This window comes from Glycomyces sp. NPDC046736, assembly GCF_040645615.1.
Taxonomy (GTDB): Bacteria; Actinomycetota; Actinomycetes; order Mycobacteriales; family Micromonosporaceae; genus Glycomyces.
This window is the reverse complement of sequence record NZ_JBEYYO010000017.1, coordinates 58,845-81,691: the sequence shown is the minus strand read 5'-3', so window position 1 is coordinate 81,691 and position 22,847 is coordinate 58,845. Positions and strand designations below refer to the sequence as shown.

Genomic DNA, 22,847 nt, shown 5'->3' with positions numbered 1-22,847 from the left:
GAGCCGCAAACGTCAGTACTGCGGGACGAGCGCAGCCGTGTCGGGGTCGGCGCTCGGGGTGCACCACTGCTTCGCCGCGGCGGTGAGCAGGCAGATGAAGGCCACCACGACGGGTGCGAGCGCGAAGGCGAACAGGGTCAGGAGTCCGAACGCGGCGCCCGGCGGCTGGGAGCCCGCCACGAGGAGCGAGAACAGCAAGTGGACGGCCGCGAAGATCGGCAGGAGCACGAGGGCGAAGACGCGGGCCCAGCGGCGGCGGGAGCCGATCTTGGCGGCGATGACGGCGAAGAGCACGGCCATGAGGAGGAACACGCCGAGTAGTGCGAGGGCGACGTAGAAGCTTTCATTGGACGCGCTCGGTCCGGAGGCGAGGAAGTCGGATGCCTCGGAGGGCAGCACGGCCACGAACGAGCAGCTCAGCACGAGGAAGACGACGATGGCTCCGAACTGGATCCAGAGCATGATCTGCGCCGTGAGGACCGCGCCGGGTTTGCGGGGGCCCGGCGGTGGCGCGGTGTGGTGGAAGGACGGCGGAACGTCAGGGGGAAATGCGGTCATGCGGCACTCCAGGGGTGTCGAGGGGCGATCGCGGCTCATGTTAGCGGAAATGCGCCAGGATCGGGCACCTCGTCTCACTCCGTGATCGTCTCCGCGCCAAGGGTTTCGGCGCTTCAGCGCCCGCCCCTGAGGAGTCGGAGCAGTTCGGCGGCCCCGCGGTGGTCGGGGTTGTACCGCAGGGCGTCGTCGAGGAGCGTCACGGCCTCGCCGCGGCGGCCGAGGCGGTTGAGCTCCTTGGAGTGCAGGAAGGTGCGTTCGGCGAGGAGGTCGAGGACGCGCGGGTTGCCGGTGTCGTGGCGGTAGGCGCATTTGAGCCAGCCGATCTGGACCTCGTACTTGGCGTGGTCGGGTTCGTGCATGGCCGCGTCGCAGTGGGCGCGGATCATCTCGTCGAACAGGTCCTGGTCGTCGGGGTCGCGCCGCCAGGCCTTGTGGAAGAGGTCGACGGCCTGGTCGTAGCGGTGCTCGGCGGCGCGGCGGCGGGCGCGGTCGCTCAGGCGGCGGGCGTCGTCGGCGGGGGTGCGGACGGTGCGCCGGTCCTGTGCGAGCGGCTGGGTGTCGGCGGTGGCACGGGGCCTGCGGGTCTCGATGTCGCGCAGGAGGTCTCGGGCGGCGTCGAGGGTCTTGCGGGCGGCGTCGGCCGCCTCGTCGAGGCGGCCTTGGGCGAGGAGGCGGTGGGCTTCGGCGAGGTCGCCGGGGACGGGTTCGGGGAGGGTGGTGAGCGGCATCTTCAGGCGCGGAGGCGCGGGGGCGGCGGTGCCCTCTTCGGCGAGGAGCGGGCGGTCGGCGACCGGTGCGTCCTCAGTGGATTGACTTCTGGCGTGTCGCAGCGCGCCCACGGCTAGGGCACGCGGCGGGAGCACCGTGTACGGGAGCCCTCGGTCGGCCACGAGGGCGGCGACGGCCGGGATCGCGGCGGTTCCTCCGGCGAGGAGGACGCGGGTGACGCCGTTCCAGTCGGTCCCCGATTGGTCGAGCACGAATTCGGCCAGGTCGAGGGAGGCGGCGGCGAGTTCGCGCACGAGCTGGGCGAACACGTCGGCGGCGAAGCCGTCGGCGTGGAGTCGGCGGCCGATCTCGGGGAGGGTCAGGCGCAGGTTGCCTTGGGTGAGGCCCTCTTTGACGTCTTCGGCGGCCTGGCGCAGGCGCAGCCAGGAGGCCTGGTCGGCGGGGGGCGGGCCGCCGCCGGGGTCGTCGAGGAGCGATTCGAGGACGCGGTCGTCGAGCGCGGCCCCGCCGCCGTCCTCGCCGATCTCGTAGCCGAGCGCGCGGTGGCCCGAGCGGGAAGCGCGGATGAGGCCGAGTTCGGCGCGCGAATAACCCATGTCGAGCACCAGGTAGGTCCCCGAGGGGCGCTCGCGGTGGCCGATGACGGCCGCGAGCGAGTCGCTCAGCAGCAGCGCCTCGCCGAGTCCGGCTTCGCGCGCGGCGACAAGGAGCGCGGTGCGCTGCCTGGTGGAGAACCCCACTGGCACCGCGATCACGGTGTGGCCCAGGTCGGCCGAGGCGGCGGCGGTGACGCGGTCGCGCAGTTCGGCGAGCGCGCGGGTGAACACGGCGGCGGGGTCGACGGGGCGGCCGTTGGGCCCGGGCTCGGGGGCCAGTCCGAGGCGGCTCTTGAGGCTGGGGAACGCGGCCCGCGCGCCGGGGCGCGCGGGGGTGCGGCACAGCAGCCAGGGCCATTGCGGGCCTTTGAGCTCGATGAATCCCGCGGCCTCGCCGTCCGGGCCGTACGCGGCCCGGACGGCGGTCCCGCCGAGGTCGACGCCGAGGTCGACTGTCGCCACTGACGCTCCCTAGTCGCGTTTGCGGAGGATGCCGCCGAGGTCGTCGGCGTCCTCGATCTGCTGGACCGCGGCGTTCTCGCGGTGGACCTTGTTGACCATCGCGTTGAGCGCGCGCGACTGCTCGTGCACGGTGGTGGCGTTGCCCTTCAGGTGCGCCTGCTGGAGGCGCGCGATCGAGTCGTTGATGCTGCGGGCCTCGTCGGTATTCGCCTGCGCCGCAGCGCGTTCGGCGAGGTAGAGCTGGGTGGCCAGCCCGGAGCCGAACACGTCGCGGTTGAGCACGTCGACCATGCGCTTGCACTCGTCCTTGTCGTCGAACATGAGGGCCTCTTGGGCGCGGTCGAGGTCGGCGCGGATCTTCACCGCCTGCGCCGGGTGCAGGTACTGCTCGTAGACCTCCAGGAACCGCTTGGTGCCGTCGATGGTCGCGATGAGGTACTCGCGGTGCGCGTCGCCCTCGTCCTCGTCGACCTCGACGGTCTTCGCGGTGGTGGCGCGGGCCTGGTCGACCTTGAGGGTCGTGTGCTTCTCGAAGGCGATGCTCGGCACCGAGACGGTGACCTGGAGCTCCCGGTTTCGGTCGAACAGGAATCCCACGTCCACCGGGGTGTGGAGGTCGACCGCCTGGGGCAGTTCGACTTCGACGAGACCCTGCTCGTGGTTCTGGCTGGCGGCCTTGGAGTCGCCTTCGTAGACGGGCACCTTGATGCGCTGCGGGTCGGTGGCCTCGAAAGACTGGTGGAGCGGCTCGCTCATCGGGTACGGGGTGCCGCGCGGGATGACCTCCACGAACGCGTCCGGGTTGGAGCCTTCGAGGGCGGCGATGCCCAGGGCCATGCCGGTCACGTCGTAGACGGTGGTGTCGCCGACCGGGCGGGCCGAGACGAGGCTGTGCCCGCATTCGGTGCAGGACTCGGCGGCCTCGTCGTTGACGTGCTTGCAGTCCTCGTTGGAGCATTCGATGCCGTTGAGGGTGGCCGCCAGGACGCCCGCGCCGATCGCCACGCACTCCATCGGGTCGATGTGGCGGCGCACCTTGTCGGCGCCGAACAGGCGCGAGACGGACTCGGCGACCTTGGGGACCAGGGTCGAGCCGCCCACCAGGAGCACGTCGGAGATGTCGTCGGCACTCAAGTGCTGGCGTTCGAGCGCCGACCGCACCAGGTCCAAAGTGGCCTCGACCTTCGGTCCGATCAGGGCGTCGAACTCGCCGCGGGTCAGCACCATGTCCACGTCGCCGGTGCCTCCGGCGAACTTGAAGGCCGCCTCGATGAAGATCTCGGCGCTGTCGGCCTCGGTGAGTTCGCGTTTGGCGTTCTCGGCGGCCTTCTTGGCCTGGAACAGGAACTTCGTGTCGGTCGAGGGGTCCACGTCGTGCTCGCGCTTGACGTGGTCGATGATCCGGTCGACGATGAGCAGGTCGAAGTCGTCGCCGCCGAGCCAGTTGTCGCCCACGAAGTCGAGCACCTGGAAGAAGTTGCGGCCCTCGGCGTCCTGCGCGGAGTTGAGGATCGAAATGTCGAACGTGCCGCCGCCGAGGTCGTAGACCAGGACGCGCCGCCGGTCGCCTTGGCGCTGTTCGAGACCGAACGCGATCGCCGCGGCGGTCGGCTCGTCGATGATCCGCTTCACGACCAGCCCGGCGGCCGCGCCCGCTTGACGGGTCGCGGCCCGCTGGGCCTCGCGGAAGTAGGCCGGGACGGTGATCACCGCGTGCGTGATCTCCTCCCCCAGCTTGTCGCGGGCCCCGGTGCGCAGGTGTTCGAGGATCTTGGTGGAGATGTCGATCGGCGAATAGGTCTGTCCGCCCATCACGACATGGGCGCGCGGGTCGTCGCCGGGGCCCGCGGTGATCTTGTAGGGGCGGCGGGCGAGGGCCTCGGCCACCGCGTCCTCGGCGAAGTCGCGGCCCATGAGGCGCTTGACGGACTGGATCGTGTTCTCGGGGTCGCGGTTGGCCCAGTTCAGCGCCGGGGTGCCCACGAGGACCTCGTCCTCGGAGCCGGCGCGGCGGCGCAGGCCCACCACCGAGGGCGTCCCGGCCCGGCCGTGGACCTTCACCACTCTGACCTCGCCGCGGGCGGGGTCGCGCCGCGCCACCACCGAGTTGGTGGTGCCCAGGTCGATGCCGATGGCGGTCATTCGTCAGCTCCTTCGCTCTTGGCGGTGACCACGACGGCCGGTCGGAGGAGGCTGCCTCGGTAGAGGACGCCCCGCTCCGACACCTCGACCACCGTGTCGGGTTCGGCGCCGGGTTCGACGCGGGTCTCGCGGATCTGGTGGGTGCTGGGGTCGGCGGTCTCGCCGACCCTGCCGATCAGTTCGAACCGGCCCTTCTCGTTGACCTTCCGCACGGCCTTGTCGATCGCGCCGCGCAGGTGCTCGCGGTAGGCCTCGGCGTCCTCGGCCTCGACGTCGAGCTGGCGTTCGAGCACGTCCAACGCGTCGGCCAGGCCCCCGAGGAGCCGCATCACGTCCTGCTCCTGGAGTCGCTGGGTCTGCTCGCGCTCGTTCAGCTCGCGCAGCAGGAACACCGTCTCCTCCCGGTGGCGGTCCATGGCCTTGACCAGGTCCCGGGTCGCGCCCAACGCCTCGGGGAGCGTCGGCACGGGCGGGGTGGGGGCGGGCGGCGACGCGGCGCGCTTGACCGGGCGCCTGCCCCCTTTGCGATTGCTCATGGGTTCCTCACTGGTCGAACTGGATCAGGCGGTCGAGCACGGCCGGGGACGCGAAGTCCGCCGCCGCGCCGGGGAGCTCGGGTTCGGGAGCCGAGGCGGGCCGCGGCTCGGGGGCGTCGGCGGCCACCACCGCGAAGAGCTCGGGTCCGAGCTCTGGCGGTGGAAACGCCGTGGGTGCGGCGGCGGCCTGGCGGTCGCGTTCGAGGCGCTCGCGGGCCTGGGCCAGCGCCGATTCGAGGTCGGCGTCGTAGAGGAGCGCGTCGGCCGCGAGGCGGCGCACGGGGTCGCGCAGCTCGTCGGCGGCGGCCTGGGTGGCGGGGTTCATGAGCCCGCGGGTCATGAGGGTGAAGGCGGCGTCGCGCACGTCGGCCTGGGTGGACTCGGGGGTGATGCCGGCGGCTTCGAGGAGCGCGTAGGGCGCTTCGCCGTCCGGGAGCGGTTCGGGGTCGCGGATCACGGGCCCTCCCTGCGGTCGAGGAAGTCGATGAGGCGGGTGAGCGCTTCGGTGAGCGAGGCGCGGATGTCGGGGTCGAAGGGGCTCAGGCGCAGGGCGCGCACGAGGTCGTCGACGGCCCTGATGATCGTGTCGAGTCGCTCGGGGCTGCGGCCGCGGGCCCTCTCGGCGAGGTCCCTGGGGTCGCCGGGGTCGTCGTTGTAGGACTCGAGGAGGTCGGCGATCTCCCTGGGGCTCATCCAGTGGAAGACGAGGTCCTTGACGGAGTCGAGGATCTCGTCTTGGGTGGCGGCGAGGGCGGCGCTGGCTTCGGCGTGCGCGAACGCGGTGTGGAGGCGTTCGAGCACGTCGACGAGGCGGGCGGCGCGTTCGCGCTGCTCGTATTCGGGTGCGGCGGCGTTGACGAGCTGGACGAAGCGGGAGAGGGTGTCCAGGCCGCGCACGGAGTCGGGGTGGAGGTCGAGGGCGTCCCTGATGTCGGGCAGGAGGGGTGCGACGTCGGCGGAGCGGTCGGCGTTGTAGCGGATGAGGGCGCGGTCGACGCGGAGTTTGGAGGCGGCCCGGTTAAGGTCGGCGGCGCCGGAGCGCCCGACGAGCGGGGTCGCGGCGTCGAGGAGTGCCACGGCGGCGTCGAGGCGGCGGGTGCTGCGGCCTCCGGCTTCGGTGAGGCTGCGGACGCGGCCGAGGACCAGGCGCTGGACGTCTTGGCGGGTGCGGACGGCCATGGCCGCGTGGGCGGCGGTCGCGATCGCTTGGGAGAGTTCGGCGATCGCGTCGTCGGTGCGGCCGTCGACGCCGAGGAGGTGGTGGGCGGCCGAGAGGCGGGCCCTGACGGCGAGTTCGACGGCGTCGCGCAGGAGCCGGTGGCCGCGCCGGGGCAGGTGCGCGTAGGCGGGGTCGTAGGCGAGGAACGCGGCGCACTGTGGACAGTCGGGGTCGTGGCCTGGTGCGGGGCCGTCGCAGTCCTCGGGTCGTTCGCGGAGGGCGCGGGGGTCGGGGAGTCGGCGCAGGGCCGCGCTGTAGCGGTGGCGCTCGTAGTCGGCGAAGGCCCTGCCGAAGCCGGAGAAGGACCAGCGCAGACGCCGGAGCGCGGCGTCACCGAGGTCGGCGTCGGCTTCGGCGGCGGCCACGAACCGCGCGAGGTTCGGGCGCAGGCCGGTGAGGGCGAGGTAGCCGGGGCCGCAGGCGATGCGGCCTTCGCCGGGCAGCGGGAGGCCTCCGGCGTCGCGGAGGCATTGGGCCGCTTCCATTTCGGCTTCGAGGACGCTGACGAGGGCGCGGCTGCGCGCGGCCGGGCCGGGGCGGCCTTCGCGGGCGTGGCGTTCGGCGATGGCGGCGAGGATGGACATGAGGTGCTGTCCGAGATCGGCGCGGAGGCGACTGGTCTCGCCGGGAAGCACGGCGTGTCCGTAGTGGGCGGCGCGGCCGAGGGACCACACGGTCCAGTACTCGTCGTCGCCGAGCAGCGCGGCCCAGCAGGCGAGGGAGAGGCGCCAGAGTCGCTCGGCGTGCTCCCACGCGCCTCCGGCTTCGAGTTCGATCGCGTGCCAGAGGGCGGCCACGGCGAGGCGGTGCGCGTCGGGCATGTTCCCGGGGGCCTCGGTGAGGCGGGCCTTCCAGGCCTCGACGGCGGCGGCGCGGTCGCCCGCGAGGAGCCGGAACAGGGGCGCGCTGTCGGGAAGGCGCTCGCAGATCGCGGCGAGCGGGTCGGCCTCGGGGTCGAGGTCGGCGAGCACGGCGGCGAACGCGGGCCGGTCGGGGAAGCCGTAGAGCTGCGCGTCGAGGAGCAGGCGCCGGTCGGGCAGGCGCAGGCGGTCCCAGGACTTGAGGGCTTGTTCCGAGATCCCGCCGACCATCATGAGTTCGAAGGTGGCGTTCTGGACGTCGGCGGCGCTTGATGAGGGGGTGATACCGGCTGCGGCGAAGGCGGTGTAGGGGAAGCCGGGATCGGCGGCGGCCACGGGATCGGCCACGAGCGAGTCGGTGGCGAGGGTCTCGGCCCAGGGCAGGGCGTCGAGGAGCGCATTGAGGCGGCGGGAGCGGGCGGCGGCTCGGGCGAGGGTGTCGGCGTGGTCGTCCACAGCGTTCGCCTCACGCGAACGGCCCTCGGATGCGCGTCGGTCGTCGGCGTGGCCGGTGGTGAGCGAGTCCGCGCGGTCGCGGCGGGCGGCCGCTCCGCTGCGGCCGGAGGACTCGCGTCGGCCATCGGCCTGGTTGGGCAGGGCGGTCGTGTCACTCTCGCGCCCTTCGGATGCGCGTCGGTCGTCGGCGTGATCGGTGGTGAGCGCGTCCGCGCGGTCGCGGCGGGCGGCCGCTCCGTTGCGGCCGGAGGACTCGCGTCGACCGTCAGCCTGGTCGCGGAGGGCAGTCGCCTCTCTCGGGCGATCTTGGGGTGCGATTCGACCGTCGGCAGGATCGCTGGGAGTGGTCGCCTCGCCCTCGCGCCCTTGGGATGCCCGTCGGCCGTCGGCGTCGTCGGGAGCGAGCGCGTCCGCGCGGTCGTGAATGATGGCCGGCTCGGTGTCGCGCCCATGAGATTCGCGTCCGCCGTCGGCGTCGTCGGGAGCGAGCGCGTCCGCGCGACCGCGGAGGGCTGCCGCTTCGCTGCGGCCCGAGGATTTGCGTCTGCCATCAGCGTGGCCGTGAAGAGCGGTCGCCTCGCTCGCGCGCCGCTCGAATTTGCTTCGGCTGTCAGCGTGGTCCATGGCGGGCGCGTCCGCGCGGTCGCGAAGGGCGGCCGCTTCGCTGCGGCCGGAGGATTCCCGTCGGCCGTCAGCATGGCCGTGGAGGATGGTCGCCTCGCTCGCGCGCCCATAGGATTCGGATCGGCGGGTTAGCGCGTCAGCATGGTCGTCCAAGGGGTTGGCGTCACGCGGGCGGCCTTGCGGTGCGATTCGCCCGTCGGCAGGATCGCGGCGGGTGGTCGCTTCGCTCGCGCTCCCTTGGGATGTGCGTCGACCGTCGGCGGCGGGCGCGGGCGCGGGCGCGCGGCCGTGGAGGCCGGTCGTCTCGCTCTCGCGCCGTTGGGATTCACGACCGTCAGCGTAGGCGGCGGCGAGCGTGTCCGCGCGGTCGTACAGGGCGATCGCCTCTCTGAGGCGGCCCTGAGCTTCGAGGCGGCGGCCGTCCGCGTAAGCGACGCGGGCGGGGGCGTCGGTGTGGCCGTCGCAGGCGCGGAAGGCCTCGGCTGCGGCGTCCCAGTCGGCGTCGAGTTCGGCCATGCGGCCTCGGGCGTACCGGCCCCGGATCGAGAGGTACTGGCGGCCGCGGGCGTCCTCACCCGAGCCGGTGATGGCAATGTGGACGTCGCCGCCGCAGATCGCGATGTGGCCTTCGGCTTCGATCTGGTCGGCGAGCGCCGCCACCGTGGGCCAATCCGCCTCGGCATCGGCTTTGCCGAAGCGCGCGTGCAGGATCAGGTGCTCGCGGCCGTCGAAGTCGGCGGGGAGCGCGCCGAGCAGGCCGAGCGCGCCGTCCCAGTCGCCTCGGGCGAGGGCCTGGCGGGCTTCGGCGTGGCAACCTCGGGTGCCCACGTCGCGGTGGTCGGGCGGGAGGTGGCGGGCGGCTTCGAGCATGCCGTCCCAGTCGGCGTCGACCTCGCAGCGGCGAAGCAGGGCATAGTGGAGCGCTTCGGCGAACTCGTCGCCGCCTTCGGTGTAGGCCGCGACCGCACCGGCCCAGTCGCCGGTCTGCTCGGCTTGAGCGCCCCTGGCGCGCAGACGGAGCCGGCCCACGTCCCCGTCGTGTTCGGCGTCGTCGGCGTGCCGGAGGTGGGCCAGGACCTCGGTCCACTCCTCACCGTCGGCGGCCCGGGCCGCGCGCGCGTAGCGGCGTCTGCGGCCCACCTCGCCGTCGTCGAAGCGGTCGGGCAGACCCGCGAACCCGGCCACCACGGCCTCCCAGTCGCGACGCGCGTCCGCGGCGCGGCCCTGGGCGTAGTCGGCGCGACCCGCACTGTCGCCGAACGGGTTCGGGAGGGACCGGTAGCGTTCGCGGGCCCCGTCCCAGTCCCCGGCCTGCTCGGCGGCGCGGCCTTCGGCGTAGGGCAGCCGGGCCGCCGCATCACGGTGGTCGGTAGCCCGGTATGAGGCCGCGGCCTCCGCCCACAGGAGTTCGGCTTCGGCGGCACGCGCGGCGCAGTAGTCGCGGCGGGCGGCGGCGTCCTCGAACCCGGCGGCGGCGCCGTACGCCTCGGCGGCCCGAACCCAGTCCTCAGCCGACTCGGCCGCTTCCGCTGCGGCGTACAGGGAGGCGAGGACCTCGTCCACTGGCGGATCGAGGTGTCGCACCCGGCTGAAGCGGTCCGCCGCGGCCTGGTGGTCCCTTGCGGCGAGCGCGAGGTGCCCCTCGGCGAGGAGACGCCGGTCGGCGCTGTCGGCGAACGAGCCGAGGTCGCCGAAACGCTCAGCGGCCGTCGCCCACTGCCCGGCGGCCTCGGCGATGCGGCCCTGGGCATAGCGACGCCATTGCTCGGCGTCCTCGATCGCGAGACCCGCGAGCCGCTCAGCGGCCAAGTCCCATTGCGACTCGGCAACGGCTTTGCGGCCCTCGCAGTAGTCGGCTCGATGGCGGGAGTCCCGGTAACCGCCGCGACCAGTCGAGTCCGCAGCACCGCGGCCACTTCGCTCGTCGTCCGCTTCACCGCCGCAGGCGGTGTAGGCCTCGGCCGCGCCGCCCCAGTCCTCTTCGGCCTCGCGACGCCGCCCCGTCGCGTAAGCCGCACGGGCGGCGCTGTCGCGGTAGCCGTCGGCGCGCTGCGCGAGGATCGCCGCGAACGTCCGCTCGGTCTCCGGCCACTCCCCCGCGTCCTCGAAGGCCACCGCTTCGGCGTACGCCGCCGCGAGGGTCCGCTCCTCGCGGGAGGCCGCGAGCCGCGCGGCAGCGTCGCGGAACCCGTCCGGACGCAAGCGCAGCACCTGGCCGTACAGGTCGTCCGCGTCTTCCCAATCCTCGTCGCGCTCGGCCTTGGCGGCCTTCGACATCAAACCGTCGAGCGCCCCGTACTCCTTGGCCTCGGCCTTGAGGACCGCTCCGACATCCTCGGGGAGGCGTCTCGCCAAGGCGCGCATCGTGGCCGTGATCGACGCGGCCTTCCCGTCCTCGGCCATGCCCGCGCACAGCTTCTCGATGCCCGCCCAGTCGAGTTCGAGCTGGGCTTCCTCCTTGAGCCGGGCGAGTTCGGCGTTCTCGAAGTTCACCTCGCCGGTGCGCTTGACCAGCTGCCAGGACCGCTCGCCGCGATAGAAGCGCGCCGCGTCGATGATCTGCTGCGGCGAGAAGTCGCCGTCGCCGCCCACCAGCGCCTCGACGGCCTTCCTGCCGTGGCGCAGGAAGTCGACCGCGTTGCCGCCCTTGACACCGCGCACCTTGAACAGCCAGCCGTGGCCCACGCCCTCGTGGACGTACAGCGTCGGGGTGCCCCACTCGATCGCGGTGCGCCCGTTGTGGGCCACCCGGCGGCGCGCGCCCAGCACCGCCTCGTCCACGGTCTTGTTGCGGCACACGTCGAGCAGCAGCGTCGGGCCGATCGTGGCGGCCACGTCGTCGGTGACCAGCCCGTTCATGCCCACGACAGCGGGCACGCCACGCCCGATGATCGCCTGCGCGAGGCCGCCGAACGACTCGGCCGCGCCGCCGCGCGAGGAATGGCACAGGTCCAGCACCACCAGGCGCAGCTTCGGGGCCTCGACGAGCATGCCGCCCAACAGGTCTCCCGAGACGAGGTCGGGGCCGCCGTCCTCGTCCTCGAGGATCACCGCGCCGATGCCGCCGCGCTCGTCGTAGTCGCCGTGGGCCACCAGGACCACCGCGGCCGGGCCGCTCTGGCGCTCCAGCCAGGACCCGATCTTGGCGCGGGTCGCGGACTTGAGGACGGTGGCGCTGGCGGTCAGGTGCGGCAGGTCGTTCTCGATCCTCGCGGCCTCCAGGTCGCCGCCGATCTCGGGCAGGCCCTCGGGACGCGCGACGGCCACGAGGATGCTGATCGGCTCGGTCGGGTCCTCGGCGGCGGGCATGCGCGACTGCGGCAGCTGCGCCGGGAGGGTCCGCACGAGCGAGAGGTTCGCGTCGAACGCGAAGGTCTGGTCGGGCCGACCCGAAGGGCCGCAGAGCGTCTCGACGGGAAGGTCCGCCAGTTCGGGCGGCAGGTCGAAGCGCAGGCGCAGCCCGCCGGAGCCTTGAGCGGCGCGTGCGGCCTGGAGGACCTCGCCGAGCGGGCCGCCGAAGACGAGGTCGAAGGTCTTGCGGCCGAGTTCGCGCATCTCGGCGGCCACGTCCTTCCCGCCCGAACCGGCCCGGTGCAGGTCGATGTCGACCAGGTGCCGGTACTCGGCCCGAAGCCGCCGGGGCTCGTCCCCGATGTGCAGGACGGCCGCGCCTCGGGCCGCGCCGTTCGCCACCGCGAGATAGCGGCCGGTGCCGCTGCGGCGGAGTCGGATGCGAAGTTCCTCGAAGTCCTTCATGTCACCATCCCCTCAGCGCCTGGCTGATCTGTGCGTGCGCGGCCTTCGCGCCGTCGAGCGATTCACGCAGTTCGGGGTCGGAACGGTGGTGCACACGGGCCGCCTTGTACTGGTCGATGGCCTGCAGGACGAGCCGTTCGGCCGCGCGCAGACTGGAGTGGCTGATCGGGCCGTAGGACGGCGGGGTGAGCTTCGCGATGGCCTGGGCCTGGAGCACCGCGCCGAGGTTGAGTCGGGGGCCGAGCCGCGCCGGGTCGAGCCGCACCGCCTGTTTGAGGTGCCGGGCGGCCTCGTCGAACCGCTTCAGGTCGGCGGCCCGGATGCCCGCGAGGTTGTACGCGGCCGTGTGCAGGCCCACGGCCTGCTCGCGCAGCCGGGTCAGCTCGGGGTTCCCGGGCCGGTGCTCCAGCCCGGTGTCGAGATGCCCGATCGACAGCTCGATGAGCGCCGTGATCCCCCGCAGGTCGGGCACGCCCGTGCCGTTCTCGGCCTTCGCGAGCAGCACGTCGGCCTGGTTGCCCAGAGCCACACCGAGATTGCGGCGCGGCGGCAGCTGATGCGGCGCGAGCCGCACCGCCCGTTCGAGGTCGGCGCAGCCTTCGGCGAAGCGCTTCTCGTTCACTGCGGTCACGCCGCGCTGGTCGAGGATCTGCACGAGCAGGGTCACCACGCGGTCCCGGCGGGGCCCGGCCGCTCCGGTCCGGGCCCGGTCGGGCATGAGGTCGAGGACGTGGTCGAGGAGCGTGATGGCGTCGCCGTACCGCTTGCGGCGCAGCAGGGTCTCGGCGCGGCCGATCGCGGCCTCGCTCATCGCGGCCTCCACGTCGTCGACGCGGCCGCAGTCCTCGGCATGCTCGACCGCGCGCCTCCAGTGCCCGGCGGCCTCCTCGATCCCGCCGTCGGCTTTGGCGACGGCGGCGGTGGCCAGTTCCAGTGCGGCGTCGCACACCACCGACGAGGCGGCCACGGCGAGCACGTCGCGCCCGTCCTCGCGGCCCGCGAGCGCGGGGTGGACCCGGTCGAAGTGCTCGCAGTCGTCGGCGCAGACCTTCGCGGCGAACCCGGCGTCGGCTCCGGTGGCCCGGCAATGGTCGCAGCGCAGGTCGAGCGCGGTCTTGAGCGCCTGCGCGGGCTGACCGTTGCCGAGCTCGACGACCGCGAGGCCGACGCCGCTGAACGCTCCTATGAGGAGTCCGGCGAGTTCGAAGTCCTCGGCCTCGCATTCGAGCACGAGCTTCCCGAAGCGCTCGCTGAGCCCGAGTTCGGCCATGCGCAGCGGCCCGCAGGCCACAGTGGAGCCGTCTTCGAGAGGGAGGCCGCCGTAGCCGCGCAGGAGCGCCAGCGCGCCGGTCTCGCGGTCGAGGTGCGCGGCGGCCGCGTGGAGCCCGGCCTGTTCGGCGGCGCGTTCCACGAGGCGGCGGAGGCGGTCGTGCATGGACTTGATCTGTGCTTCGGTCACGTTCTGGCCGTAGCGTTCCTCGGCGGTCCGGCGCCAGGCGCGCCAGTAGGCGTCGTCGGCGAGGACTTGGGCCCAGGCGCCGACACAGCGGCGGGCGGTGTCGGGGTCGGCGCCGTCGAGGGCGTGGAGGATGAGGACGGCTCGCAGGTGGGCGTCGCGGGGCGAGGCGGCGTCGGTGCCGGTGGGGCGGGCGGTGTCGAAGGCGTCGAGGGCCGCGAGGCGGTGGCCGCTGAAGGCGGCGGCGAGCACGTCGAACAGGTCCGCGGGGCCGGTGCGCGACACTCCGGTGTGGAGGGTCGCGGCGATGCGGTCCCAGTCGGGGTCCTCGGTCGCGACGTCGTCGTAGGCGGCGGCGCGGAGCAGGAGCGCGGTCTCGGCCCGGGCGCGGGGGTCGTCGGTCTCGGCCGGGGCCGAGGGGTCGTCGGCCACGGCGGCGGGGACGCGCCAGGGGTTGGCGTCGAGTTCGAGCAGGGTGGAGCGCCGCCCGGTGCGGTACAGGGCTTCGCCCCAGACCGGGTCGGCCTCGTCGATCGGGTCGTAGCGGTCGAGCACGGTTTCCCATTCGCCTTGGCCCGCATAGTGGATGCCGATGGCGCGGGCGGCGGCGGCCCGGACCGGGGCCGGGGCGTCCTCGGCGAGGGAGCGCAGTTGGTGGCCGCTGTCCTCGCGGTCGGGGGCGGCCACGGCCAGGCCGAGCCGCGCCACGGGGTGGTCGGGGGCGCGGTCCCAGTGCCGGATCGCGCCCTCGGTGTCGCCTGAGGCGTAGGTGAGCAGTCCGAGGCAGATGGCGGCGGGGGCGCTGTCTGCGGCGCGGAAGTGATGGACGGCTTCGTAGAGGCGGCCGGCCTCGATGTCGGCGAGGCCCGCTCGCAGGCGCAGCGCGTCGAGCGGTGCGGTGTGGCCGTGTTCGGCGGCGGCTTCGAAGTCCTCGATGGACGCGGTGAGGTCGCCCGCTTCGAGTCGCTTGAGGGCGCGGGCGTAGCGGGCGGTGGCGGCGAGCGCGGGGTCGGTGGTCGACCAGGCTTCGATCGCCTCGTCGAGGCGGCCGAGGTGGTACGCGGCCGCGCCGAGCATTGAGAGGACTTCGGGGTCGGTGAAGCCGCCGTCGCGGGCGGCGGTGAGAGCTTCGAGTGCGGCTTCGTGTTCGCCTGCGGCGTAGGCGATCGCGCCGGTCACGGCCGAGGTGAGCGGGGAGTCGACGGCGGCGGCGAACCAGGCGGCCTGGTCGGTGCGCCCGGCGCGTAGGGCCAGGGTCGCGCCGAGTTCGAGCGCGGTGGTCGGGAGCCGGTGGCGGCGGGCGGCTTCGGCGAGGTCGGCGAGGGCGCGTTCGGTGAGGCCGAGCCGGGCTCGGGTGTAGGCGCGCTGGAGGTGCGCGCGGCCGTCGGGTGCGCCTTTGGCGATCGCGGTAGACAGGTACCAGTCGGCGCGTTCGTAGGAGAGGCCGCGGGCGGCGGCGCATCCGGACCAGTAGTAGCCGCGCCAGTCGGTGGGCCAGGTGGACTGGACCTCGGCGAAATGGCGGTCGGCGGCGAGCGGTGCGCCGCGGGCGAGTTCGACTCGGCCCAGTCCCAGGTGCGCGGCGGAGGCCACGGCGTCGAGTTCGGGGCTTTTCCCGATGTGTTTCGCGGTGCGTTTGAGCGCGGTCGCGAATGCGTTCGCGGCATTGTCGAGTCGCCCTTCACTGAGGGCGCGAGTGGCGGCGATATTCGATTTGCGGGCGCGTTCGAGACGCAATCGAATGAGCATCGGCGATCATTCGTCCGCTTCGTCGGCGACGGATCTCCAGGCTTTTCTGGACCGGTCGTAATGGAGTGGCCCGAGGCGGAACCGGGTGAGATCGAGGGCCGTCAGTTGTTCGAGCGCGGCGGGCGGCAGGTCGGGTTCGAGGACGATCCGCAGTCCGGTCCCGGCGTCTTCGAGGACGAGCGGCGGGCGGGGCTTCGCCTTGCCGCGCAGGCGGTCGCGGGCAAGCTGCTTGGCCTTCGCGTAGAGGTCGCCGAGCGCTTCGGTGCCGAGCGCGCCGAGGAAGGCCTGAAGCGGGAGCGACAGGAGCACGAGCCAGTCGAGGCCGCCGGGGTCGCGGTGCGGGAGCGCGCGCAGTCCCTCGGCCTCGACGCCTATGCGGTGCAGGGTGTCGAGCCAGGCGTCTTCGAACGCCTCCGCCGTTTCGTCGGCGGTGTCGGTGTCGAGGTCGAACAGGAGTTCAGCGCGGAGTGGTGAAGTCTGCATGTGGAGCCCCGAACGTCAATGGGATCAGACGATGGTTCTGCACATGCTAGACCAATTGCGCAACCTGCGGGGTTCGCCCATTTTCGCCTTGGGGCCAATGGGTTTCGAGTCATTTGTTGTGACGTGCGGAGGCGGGGGCGCATTCGTGGCGGCGTGGTCCTATGCTGGGGCCGATCGGGACCGGCGGCGCGTGCGGGTATGCGCCGCCGGTCCCTTTCGCGTCAGGAGTTGTCGAGGCGGGGCACCACGAGCTCTTTGCCGATGAGGCGGATCGCGGCGTAGATCGGCACCGAGAGCACGATCCCGACCACCCCGAACAGGGTGCCGCCCACCAGGACCGCCACGATCGCGGCGAGGTTGGAGACCTTCACGGCCGACCGCATCACCGTCGGGTAGATGACCCAGTTCTCCAGCTGCTGGTAGGCGATGAAGAAGATCGCCGAGGCCACGGCGGTCATCGGCGAGACCGCGAGCGCCACCAGGGTCACGATGACCGCGCCGATGGTGGCCCCGATCTGCGGGATGAGGTCGAGGAGGGCCACCAGGAGCGCCAGCAGCGCACCGTAGGGGATCCCCGCGATGGCCATGAAGATCCACGACGAGATCCCCGCGAGCAGGCCGATCGCGAGCGCGCCGATGAGGTAGGCGCCGATCTGCTTGAGGATGCCGTCGAGGAGGCGTCCGGCCTGGTCGCGCTTGGAGGCGGCCACGAGGCGGATGACCCCGGTGCGCAGCTGCACGTAGGCGCCGAGGATGAACACGGTGAGCAGGAGCGTGGTGATCGTCCAGACCACGCCGTTGGCGGTGGCCGCGCCCGCCCCGGCCACGCCGCCCGCGGCCTTGGCGATGTTGTCGGTGGTCAGGACGCCCTGTACCGATTCGAGGATGCCCGACTCGCCGCCGAAGCGCTCCGCCAGTCTGCTGTTGACGATCGCCTCGTAGTACTCGGGGACGTTGTCGACGAACTCGGTGGTCTCGCGCACGAGCGCGGGGATGATCGCGGCGATGCCGCCGCAGAGCACGAGCGCCATGCCGAGGAAGAGGATGGTCATGGCCAGCCAGCGCGGCAGGCCGCGCTTGGTCATCGAGCTGATGATGCGCTGGAGGCCCACGGCGAGGAAGACCGCGACCACGAGCGCGGTGATGAGTGTGCTCAGTTCGCCTATGGCCCAGACGAGGGCGTAGGCCACGGCGAGGCCGAGCCCGAGGAGGATGCCCGCGCCCAGGGGCGGGCTCTGGGCGAGGGTTCTGCGGAAGGGCAGTCCAGGTTTGTCGGCCATGGAAGATGTCTAGCAGATGCGTGCAAGTGGGGCGGGACGCCCCGCTGCGGTGCGGTGACGGGCCGTCAGCGGATCGGGGTGACGCGCGGGGCGCCGGTGTCGGGGTCGGGGTCGACTTTGACCGGTTGGCGGTAGACCTCGCTGAGCCTTGGGGCGGTGAGGACTTCGGCGGGAGTGCCGCACGCGGCGAGGCGGCCGTCGGCCAGGAGCGCGCAGCGGTCGGAGTAGGCGGCGGCGAGGTCGAGGTCGTGGAGCACGATGACCACGGCGCGGCCTTCGGCGGCGAGTGCGCGGCACAGGCGTCCGACCATCTCCTGGTGGCGCAGGTCGAGGGCGGCGGTGGGCTCGTCGAGGAGGACGAGTCCGGTGTCCTGGGCGACCACGCGGGCGAGCATGACGCGGGCCTGTTCGCCGCCGGAGAGGGAGGTGAAGGGCCGGTGGGCGAACGCGTCGGCTTCGGTGAGGGCGAGGGCGTCGGCGATGCGCCGTGCGTCCTGGTCGGCGCGGTCGGTGCCGGTCCAGGGGGCGCGGCCCATCTCCACGACCTCCCTGACGGTGAACGGGAAGGAGACGAGGTGGGCCTGCGGGAGGACAGCGCGGCGGCGGGCCACGTCGAGGGCGGTCCATTCGCTCACGAGGCGGTCCCAGAGCACGACTTCGCCCGCGTCGGGGGCGCGGTCGCCGGAGATCGCCGAGAGCAGGGTGGACTTGCCCGCGCCGTTGGGGCCGACGAGGCTGAGCACTTCACCGGCGTGGACGTCGAGGTCGACGCCGCGCAGGATCGGCCTGCCGCCGAGGTCGACGCGGAGGTCGGTGACGGCGGCGGGCAGCGCGGGGGTGGTGCCGGGGTCGCCGGAGCGGCGGTGTCGCAGGCGCATCAGGCCCATCCTCCTTGGCGGCGTCGGGTGCGGCGCAGCAGCCAGAAGAAGAACGGGCTGCCCACGAGGGCGGTGAGGATGCCGAGGGGGATCTCGGCGGGGGCGGCGATGGTGCGGGCGGCGAGGTCGGCCCACACGATGACGGCCGCGCCGCCGATGGTCGCCAGCGGCAGGAGGGTGCGGTGTCCGGGCCCGGCGGCCATGCGGATGAGGTGGGGCACCACCAGGCCGATGAACCCGATGACGCCGGAGACGGCCACGGCCGCGCCGGTCAGGAGGGCCACGATGATGATGAGCTGCAACCGCATGCGTTCGACGTCGACCCCGAGGTGGCGGGCGGGTCGCTCGCCGAGGGACAGCAGGTCCAGGCGGCGGGCGAAGCGGGGCGCGGCCAGGAGGCCGAGGACGGCGAGGGGCAGGACGGCGAGGATCTTGGGCCAGGTGGCCTGGGAGAGGCTGCCCATCTGCCAGAAGGTGATCGCGGTGATCTCGTCGTTGTCGGCGTAGAAGATGGACACCCCGATGAGCGCGCCCGCGAGGCCGTTGACGGCCACGCCGGTGAGCACCAGGGTCACCACTTCGGTGCGCCCGCCCGAGCGGGACAGGACGTACACGACCGAGACGGTGAAGAGCCCGGCCACGAAGGCGCAGAAGGGGATCGTCCAGTTCCCGGCGAACGTGAACCCGAACGCGATGGCCGCGACCGCGCCGACGGCCGCGCCGGAGCTGACGCCGATGACGCCGGGTTCGGCGAGCGGGTTGCCGAACATGCCCTGCATGAGCGCTCCGGCGCACGCGAGGCAGCCGCCGACGAGGATGCCGAGGACCACGCGAGGGAAGCGGATGTTCCACAGGACGCTCTCGCCGGTGCCCTCCACAGGGGAGCCGCCGAGGCCGAGCCTGTGGCCGATGGAGGAGACGATGTCGCCGAAGGGGATCGCGAACGCGCCGTTGGAGGCCGAGACCAGCACGCCGAGGGCCAGGAGTGCGGTCAAGCCGAGGCCGAGGAGCGTCGGCACGGCCCAGGCGCGGGTGCGGCGGGACGGGGGTTCGGCCGCCTCTTCGGCGAGGTCGGCACCTCGTTCGGCCGTGGCGGTCACGACGCGTCGCCGTGGAGCTGGGCCGCGAGGTCGGCGACCACGTCGCCGGTGCGGGGGCCGTAGTTGAGCATGATCCCGTCGGGCAGGTGCGCGATGCGGCCCGCTTCGCCCGCGGGGGTCTGGGCCACGCCGGGGATCTCCAGCAGGCCGTCGATGCCGCCGACGGATTCGAGTCCCTTGTCCATCACCAGGATCACGTCGGGAGCGGCGGCCGCGAGCGCTTCGGGAGTGAGCTCGATGAAGTCGCCTTCGAGCTCGGCGGCCCCGGCGTCGATGCCGCCCGCGGCCTCGATGAGCGAGGTCGCGCCCGAGTCGTTCGCGCCGATCATGTACACCGAGGCCGATCCGCGCAGGTAGAGGAAGGCCACGCGCGGCGGGTCGGAGAGGTCGATGCCTTCGGTGGCCGCGGCGATGCTCGCCTCGGTGCGGGTGATGAGTTCGGCGCCGAGGTCGTCGACGCCGAGCGCGGCGGCCACGGCCGCGATGCGCTCGGAGGCCGAGTCGATGCCCTTGGCGGGCTCGAAGACCACGATGGGGACGCCCGCGGCGCTGATCTGGTCGAGCGCGGTCTGGGGGCCGGAGCTGGTCTCGGCGAGGATCAGGTCCGGTTGGAGCGACAGGACGCCTTCGGCGGAGATGTCGTGGCCGTGGCTGACGATCGGCAGGTCGGCGGCCTGCTCGAAGGTGGCGGTGATGTCGCGGGCGACCACGGCGTCGCCGAGCCCGAGCGTGAACACGATCTCGGAGAGCGAACCGGAGAGCGGCACGATCGCATCCGCGGAGTCGATGGTGATCTCGGCGCCCGTGGCGTCGGTGACCACGGTCGGCAGGACCGGGGCCACGTCTTCGGCGATGGGCTCGACGCGGTCGACCGCCGGGGGCACGGCGTCCGCCTCCGGTTCGGTGCCGCCGCAGGCGGACAGCGCGAGCACCGCGCCGAGGACGGCGGCGGTCGCGAGGGAAGGGCGGCTGGGGCGCACGGGCGTTCTCCAATTCTCGATGGCCGGTCGAGCATAGGTTAGGCTTCGCTAACTATTCTTAGCACCCCCTTTGTTTACGACCTACAAGTTAGGTTAGCCTTGCCTCCACTGAACCTGAATACGGAGGTCCCCCACCATGCCCCACGCCATCGCCCGCATGGCCGGAGCGCTGATCACGGCCGCGGCCGTGGCTGCCTCGCTCCTGCTGTGGGCCGCACCCGCGAGCGCCGCGGACCTGTCGGGCGGCCGGCTCGACTGGGGTGTCAAGGAGTCGTTCCGCTCCTACATCACCGGCCCGATCGCCAAGGGCGAGATCCAGACCGGCGACGGCGCGTCCACCTCCGGCGGCGCGTACCGGTTCCACTCGGCCTCGGGTTCCTACGAGGGCGGCTCGGCGAGCATCGATTACCAGGGCTGGGTCTACTTCTGGGGCCATGACGGCGAACTGGACCTGACCTTCGCGAACCCGTCCGTGGAGTACTCGGGTTCCTCCGGGACGCTGTACGTCTACGTCAACGGCTCGCGCACCGACATGGCCTCGCTCAGCGGCGGGTCCCTCAGCGAGAGCGGCGGCACCATCTCGGTCTCGGGGGCCTCGGCCACGTTGACCGCGAACGGCGCGGCGGCCTTCGCCGGGTACTACGAGGCGGGCCAGGCGCTCGACCCGGTGTCCTTCAGCGCCGATGTGGCCGCGGCTCCCGAGCCGACCGAGGCCGCCTCGGAGACGGCGACCGAAGCCGAGACCGAGACCGACGAGGTCGCCGGGGCGGTCCTCGACTGGGGCGTGCGCACCTCCTGGCGCGACTACGTCTCGGGGAACATCGCCGAAGGCGAGTGGACCGTGGCGGACGGCGCCGCAGACGGCGGCGCGGTCTTCCGCTTCACCGAAGGCGCCGGCACCGCCACCGCGACCGACTACGAACTGGCCTACCAGGGCGCGGTCACGTTCACCGGCAACGACCTCGACCTCACGCTCACCGCTCCGGCGATCACCGCCACCGGCGGCAAGGGCGTGCTCTCGGCCGAGGTCGACGGGGCCCGCGTCGACCTCGTCTCGTTCGAGGCCGAACTGGCCGAACGCGACGGGCTGCTCGTGGCCGAGGAGGTCCCCACGCAGCTCACCGAAGCGGCCGTGCCGGTCTTCGGCGGCTACTACCAGGCCGGGGACGCGATGGACCCGCTCCTGATCGCCGTGCCGCTCACCGCCGACGCGGTCCTCCCCGCGCTCCCCGACCTCGGTTCGGAGCCCGTCGAGGCCGAACCGAGCACCGAGAACCCCGCGACTGCGACGGCCGCGACCGACGACGGGGTCGATCCGCTCGTGTGGATCGTGCCCGCCGCGCTGGTCGTGCTCCTCGGGGCCGCCGCCGCGATCGTGGCCCTCGTCCAGCGCGCCAAGAGAAAACAGCAGGCCGAGGCCGAAGCGCCGCCTGCCGACGAGACCTCGGAGCCCACCGCCTCCGAAGAGGACACCCCCGCAGAGAACGGGTGACGCGGCCGCGCCGCACCACCCGCCGCGCGCTCGCCGAGCGCGCGAACCGACAAGGAGAACCACCACCCATGAAGTCCCCCACCCGCAAGCGGTTCGCGGCCCTCGCCGCGCTCGCCATCGGCGTCGGCGCGTCCACCGCGCTCGCCGCGCTTCCCGCCCAGGCCCAGGACGCCACCGAGTTCGACATCGTCGACGGCTCGATCAGCTGGGGTATCAAGCAGTCCTTCCGCAACTACATCGTCGGCCCGATCGCGCACGGCTCGATCACCCTCGGCGGCGGCGCGACGCAGAACGGCGACGGCAGCTTCACCTTCGGCGGCGCCGAGGGCGCGGCCGACCTGGACGCCGGGACCTACGCGGCCGCGACCGACGGCAGCGTCTACTTCTACGGCCACGACGGCGCGCTCGACCTGCTGTTCGAGAACTTCGAGTTCACCGCCGACGACGCGAGCCAGACCGGCACGATCATCGTGGACGTGACCACCTCCGGCGTCCTCGAAGAGAACGTCCCGTTCGCCACCTTCGACTACGGCTCCTCGCCGTGGGACGTGTCGGACGGCGTCGCGCAGCTCGACGGCGCCCCCGCCGTCCTCACTGAGGAAGGCGCCATCGCGTTCGCCGGGTTCTACTCCGCCGGAACCGAACTCGACCCCGTGTCGATCGTTGCGAACCTCGAAGCGGCCCCGGTCGACCCGCCGACCACGGACGAGCCGACCGACACCCCCACCGGGGGTGCCGAGACCGTCTACGACGTGACCGGCGGCAGCGCCGACTGGGGCGTCAAGCAGTCCTTCCGCGACTACGTGACCGGCCCGATCGCGCACGGCGAGATCACCGTCCTGGACCCGGCCACCGAGAACGCCGACGGCACGTACCACTTCCCGGACGCCACCGGCACCTTCACCGCTGAGACCTGCGCGCTCGACGCGGCCTTCGCGGGCGGCGTGAACTTCTACGGCCACGAAGGCCAGCTCGACCTCGACGTGGCCGACCTGCGCGTGGCGAGCGTCGACGGCGGCCTGGCGCTGTACTCCGGTGACACGCTCATCGTGAACGTGGCCGTCACCGAGCTCGCGATCAGCGGCGGCCAGATCGCCGTGAGCGGCGCTGCCGCCACGGTCGCGGCCGACGGGGTGGACTTCTTCGGCGGCTTCTACACCGAGGGCACCGAGGTCGACGCGGTGAGCTTCACCGTGGACCTCGCCGGTGCGCCCGACACGACCTGCGAGCCCACCGGCAACCCCGGCGGGAACAACGGCGGCTCGAACGGTGGCGACGACGACGCCGCCGGTGGCGGCGCGGGCACCCCGAAGCTGCCCGTGACCGGTTCCCCGCTCACGATCGTGCTCGCCGCCGCCGCGGCGCTGCTGGTCGGCGGCGCGGCCGTCATGATCCTCGCCCGCCGCCGCTCCCTCGGCGCGAGCGCTTAGCAATCTCTCCCCATAGGGCCGCCCGAGCCTGCAACCGAGGTCGGCCCGCAAACGGAGGGCC

General features: G+C 72.9%; 14 protein-coding genes. 2 read left to right on the top strand and 12 right to left on the bottom strand.

Features of this window, described 5'->3' with window-relative positions:
• Window positions 1-12: 12 nt before the first annotated feature.
• The 12 genes from AB0B28_RS17080 to AB0B28_RS17025 form a co-directional block, all read right to left on the bottom strand.
• Window positions 13-558 carry a hypothetical protein gene (locus tag AB0B28_RS17080; RefSeq protein WP_360121849.1) on the bottom strand — a complete coding sequence of 182 codons (546 nt, stop codon included), beginning with the start codon at window positions 556-558 and terminating at the stop codon, window positions 13-15.
• A gap of 113 nt (window positions 559-671) precedes the next feature.
• Window positions 672-2,345: an Hsp70 family protein gene (locus tag AB0B28_RS17075; RefSeq protein WP_360121847.1), complete on the bottom strand. Its 1,674-nt coding sequence runs from the start codon at window positions 2,343-2,345 to the stop codon at window positions 672-674.
• A gap of 9 nt (window positions 2,346-2,354) precedes the next feature.
• Entirely contained in the window at window positions 2,355-4,487 is a 2,133-nt protein-coding gene (locus AB0B28_RS17070) for an Hsp70 family protein (protein ID WP_360121845.1), read from the bottom strand.
• Window positions 4,484-5,023, bottom strand: coding sequence for a nucleotide exchange factor GrpE (grpE, locus tag AB0B28_RS17065; protein WP_360121843.1), 540 nt, complete (start codon window positions 5,021-5,023; stop codon window positions 4,484-4,486). The genes AB0B28_RS17070 and grpE overlap by 4 nt, the downstream gene beginning before the upstream one ends.
• A 7-nt stretch (window positions 5,024-5,030) precedes the next feature.
• Window positions 5,031-5,480, bottom strand: a complete 450-nt coding sequence (locus AB0B28_RS17060; protein ID WP_360121841.1) for a hypothetical protein — start codon at window positions 5,478-5,480, stop codon at window positions 5,031-5,033.
• Window positions 5,477-11,938: a CHAT domain-containing protein gene (locus tag AB0B28_RS17055; protein WP_360121839.1), complete on the bottom strand. Its 6,462-nt coding sequence runs from the start codon at window positions 11,936-11,938 to the stop codon at window positions 5,477-5,479. The genes AB0B28_RS17060 and AB0B28_RS17055 overlap by 4 nt, the downstream gene beginning before the upstream one ends.
• Before the next feature lies 1 nt (window position 11,939).
• Window positions 11,940-15,143, bottom strand: a complete 3,204-nt coding sequence (locus AB0B28_RS17050) for a hypothetical protein (RefSeq protein WP_360121837.1) — start codon at window positions 15,141-15,143, stop codon at window positions 11,940-11,942.
• Window positions 15,144-15,149: 6 nt separating this feature from the next.
• A complete protein-coding gene (locus AB0B28_RS17045; protein WP_360121835.1) occupies window positions 15,150-15,626 on the bottom strand; it encodes a hypothetical protein in 477 nt (158 codons plus the stop codon).
• 221 nt (window positions 15,627-15,847) lie between these two features.
• A complete protein-coding gene (locus AB0B28_RS17040; RefSeq protein ID WP_360121833.1) occupies window positions 15,848-16,906 on the bottom strand; it encodes an AI-2E family transporter in 1,059 nt (352 codons plus the stop codon).
• Between the two features lie 65 nt (window positions 16,907-16,971).
• Entirely contained in the window at window positions 16,972-17,784 is an 813-nt protein-coding gene (locus AB0B28_RS17035) for a heme ABC transporter ATP-binding protein (RefSeq protein ID WP_360121831.1), read from the bottom strand.
• Entirely contained in the window at window positions 17,784-18,884 is a 1,101-nt protein-coding gene (locus tag AB0B28_RS17030) for an iron ABC transporter permease (protein WP_360121829.1), read from the bottom strand. Before AB0B28_RS17030 ends, AB0B28_RS17035 begins: the two co-directional genes overlap by 1 nt.
• Window positions 18,881-19,864, bottom strand: coding sequence for an ABC transporter substrate-binding protein (locus AB0B28_RS17025; protein ID WP_360121826.1), 984 nt, complete (start codon window positions 19,862-19,864; stop codon window positions 18,881-18,883). The genes AB0B28_RS17030 and AB0B28_RS17025 overlap by 4 nt, the downstream gene beginning before the upstream one ends.
• A 136-nt stretch (window positions 19,865-20,000) precedes the next feature.
• Here AB0B28_RS17025 and AB0B28_RS17020 point away from each other — a divergent pair, with 136 nt between their 5' ends.
• Window positions 20,001-21,356 (top strand): HtaA domain-containing protein, encoded by a 1,356-nt coding sequence (locus AB0B28_RS17020; RefSeq protein ID WP_360121824.1) that lies wholly within the window; start codon window positions 20,001-20,003, stop codon window positions 21,354-21,356.
• A 68-nt stretch (window positions 21,357-21,424) separates the two neighbouring features.
• On the top strand, window positions 21,425-22,786 hold the full coding sequence (locus AB0B28_RS17015; RefSeq protein ID WP_360121822.1) for an HtaA domain-containing protein: 1,362 nt from the start codon (window positions 21,425-21,427) through the stop codon (window positions 22,784-22,786).
• The last annotated feature ends 61 nt before the right edge of the window (window positions 22,787-22,847 follow it).

Excerpts from the sequence above, each read along its gene's own strand:
- AB0B28_RS17050 (WP_360121837.1), bottom strand. The coding sequence starts at position 15,143 with ATGCTCATTCGATTGCGTCTCGAACGCGCCCGCAAATCGAATATCGCC.
- AB0B28_RS17020 (WP_360121824.1), top strand. The coding sequence starts at position 20,001 with ATGCCCCACGCCATCGCCCGCATGGCCGGAGCGCTGATCACGGCCGCG.
- AB0B28_RS17015 (WP_360121822.1), top strand. The coding sequence starts at position 21,425 with ATGAAGTCCCCCACCCGCAAGCGGTTCGCGGCCCTCGCCGCGCTCGCC.
- AB0B28_RS17080 (WP_360121849.1), bottom strand. The coding sequence starts at position 558 with ATGACCGCATTTCCCCCTGACGTTCCGCCGTCCTTCCACCACACCGCG.
- AB0B28_RS17055 (WP_360121839.1), bottom strand. The coding sequence starts at position 11,938 with ATGAAGGACTTCGAGGAACTTCGCATCCGACTCCGCCGCAGCGGCACC.
- grpE (WP_360121843.1), bottom strand. The coding sequence starts at position 5,023 with ATGAGCAATCGCAAAGGGGGCAGGCGCCCGGTCAAGCGCGCCGCGTCG.
- AB0B28_RS17070 (WP_360121845.1), bottom strand. The coding sequence starts at position 4,487 with ATGACCGCCATCGGCATCGACCTGGGCACCACCAACTCGGTGGTGGCG.
- AB0B28_RS17035 (WP_360121831.1), bottom strand. The coding sequence starts at position 17,784 with ATGCGCCTGCGACACCGCCGCTCCGGCGACCCCGGCACCACCCCCGCG.
- AB0B28_RS17040 (WP_360121833.1), bottom strand. The coding sequence starts at position 16,906 with ATGGCCGACAAACCTGGACTGCCCTTCCGCAGAACCCTCGCCCAGAGC.
- AB0B28_RS17045 (WP_360121835.1), bottom strand. The coding sequence starts at position 15,626 with ATGCAGACTTCACCACTCCGCGCTGAACTCCTGTTCGACCTCGACACC.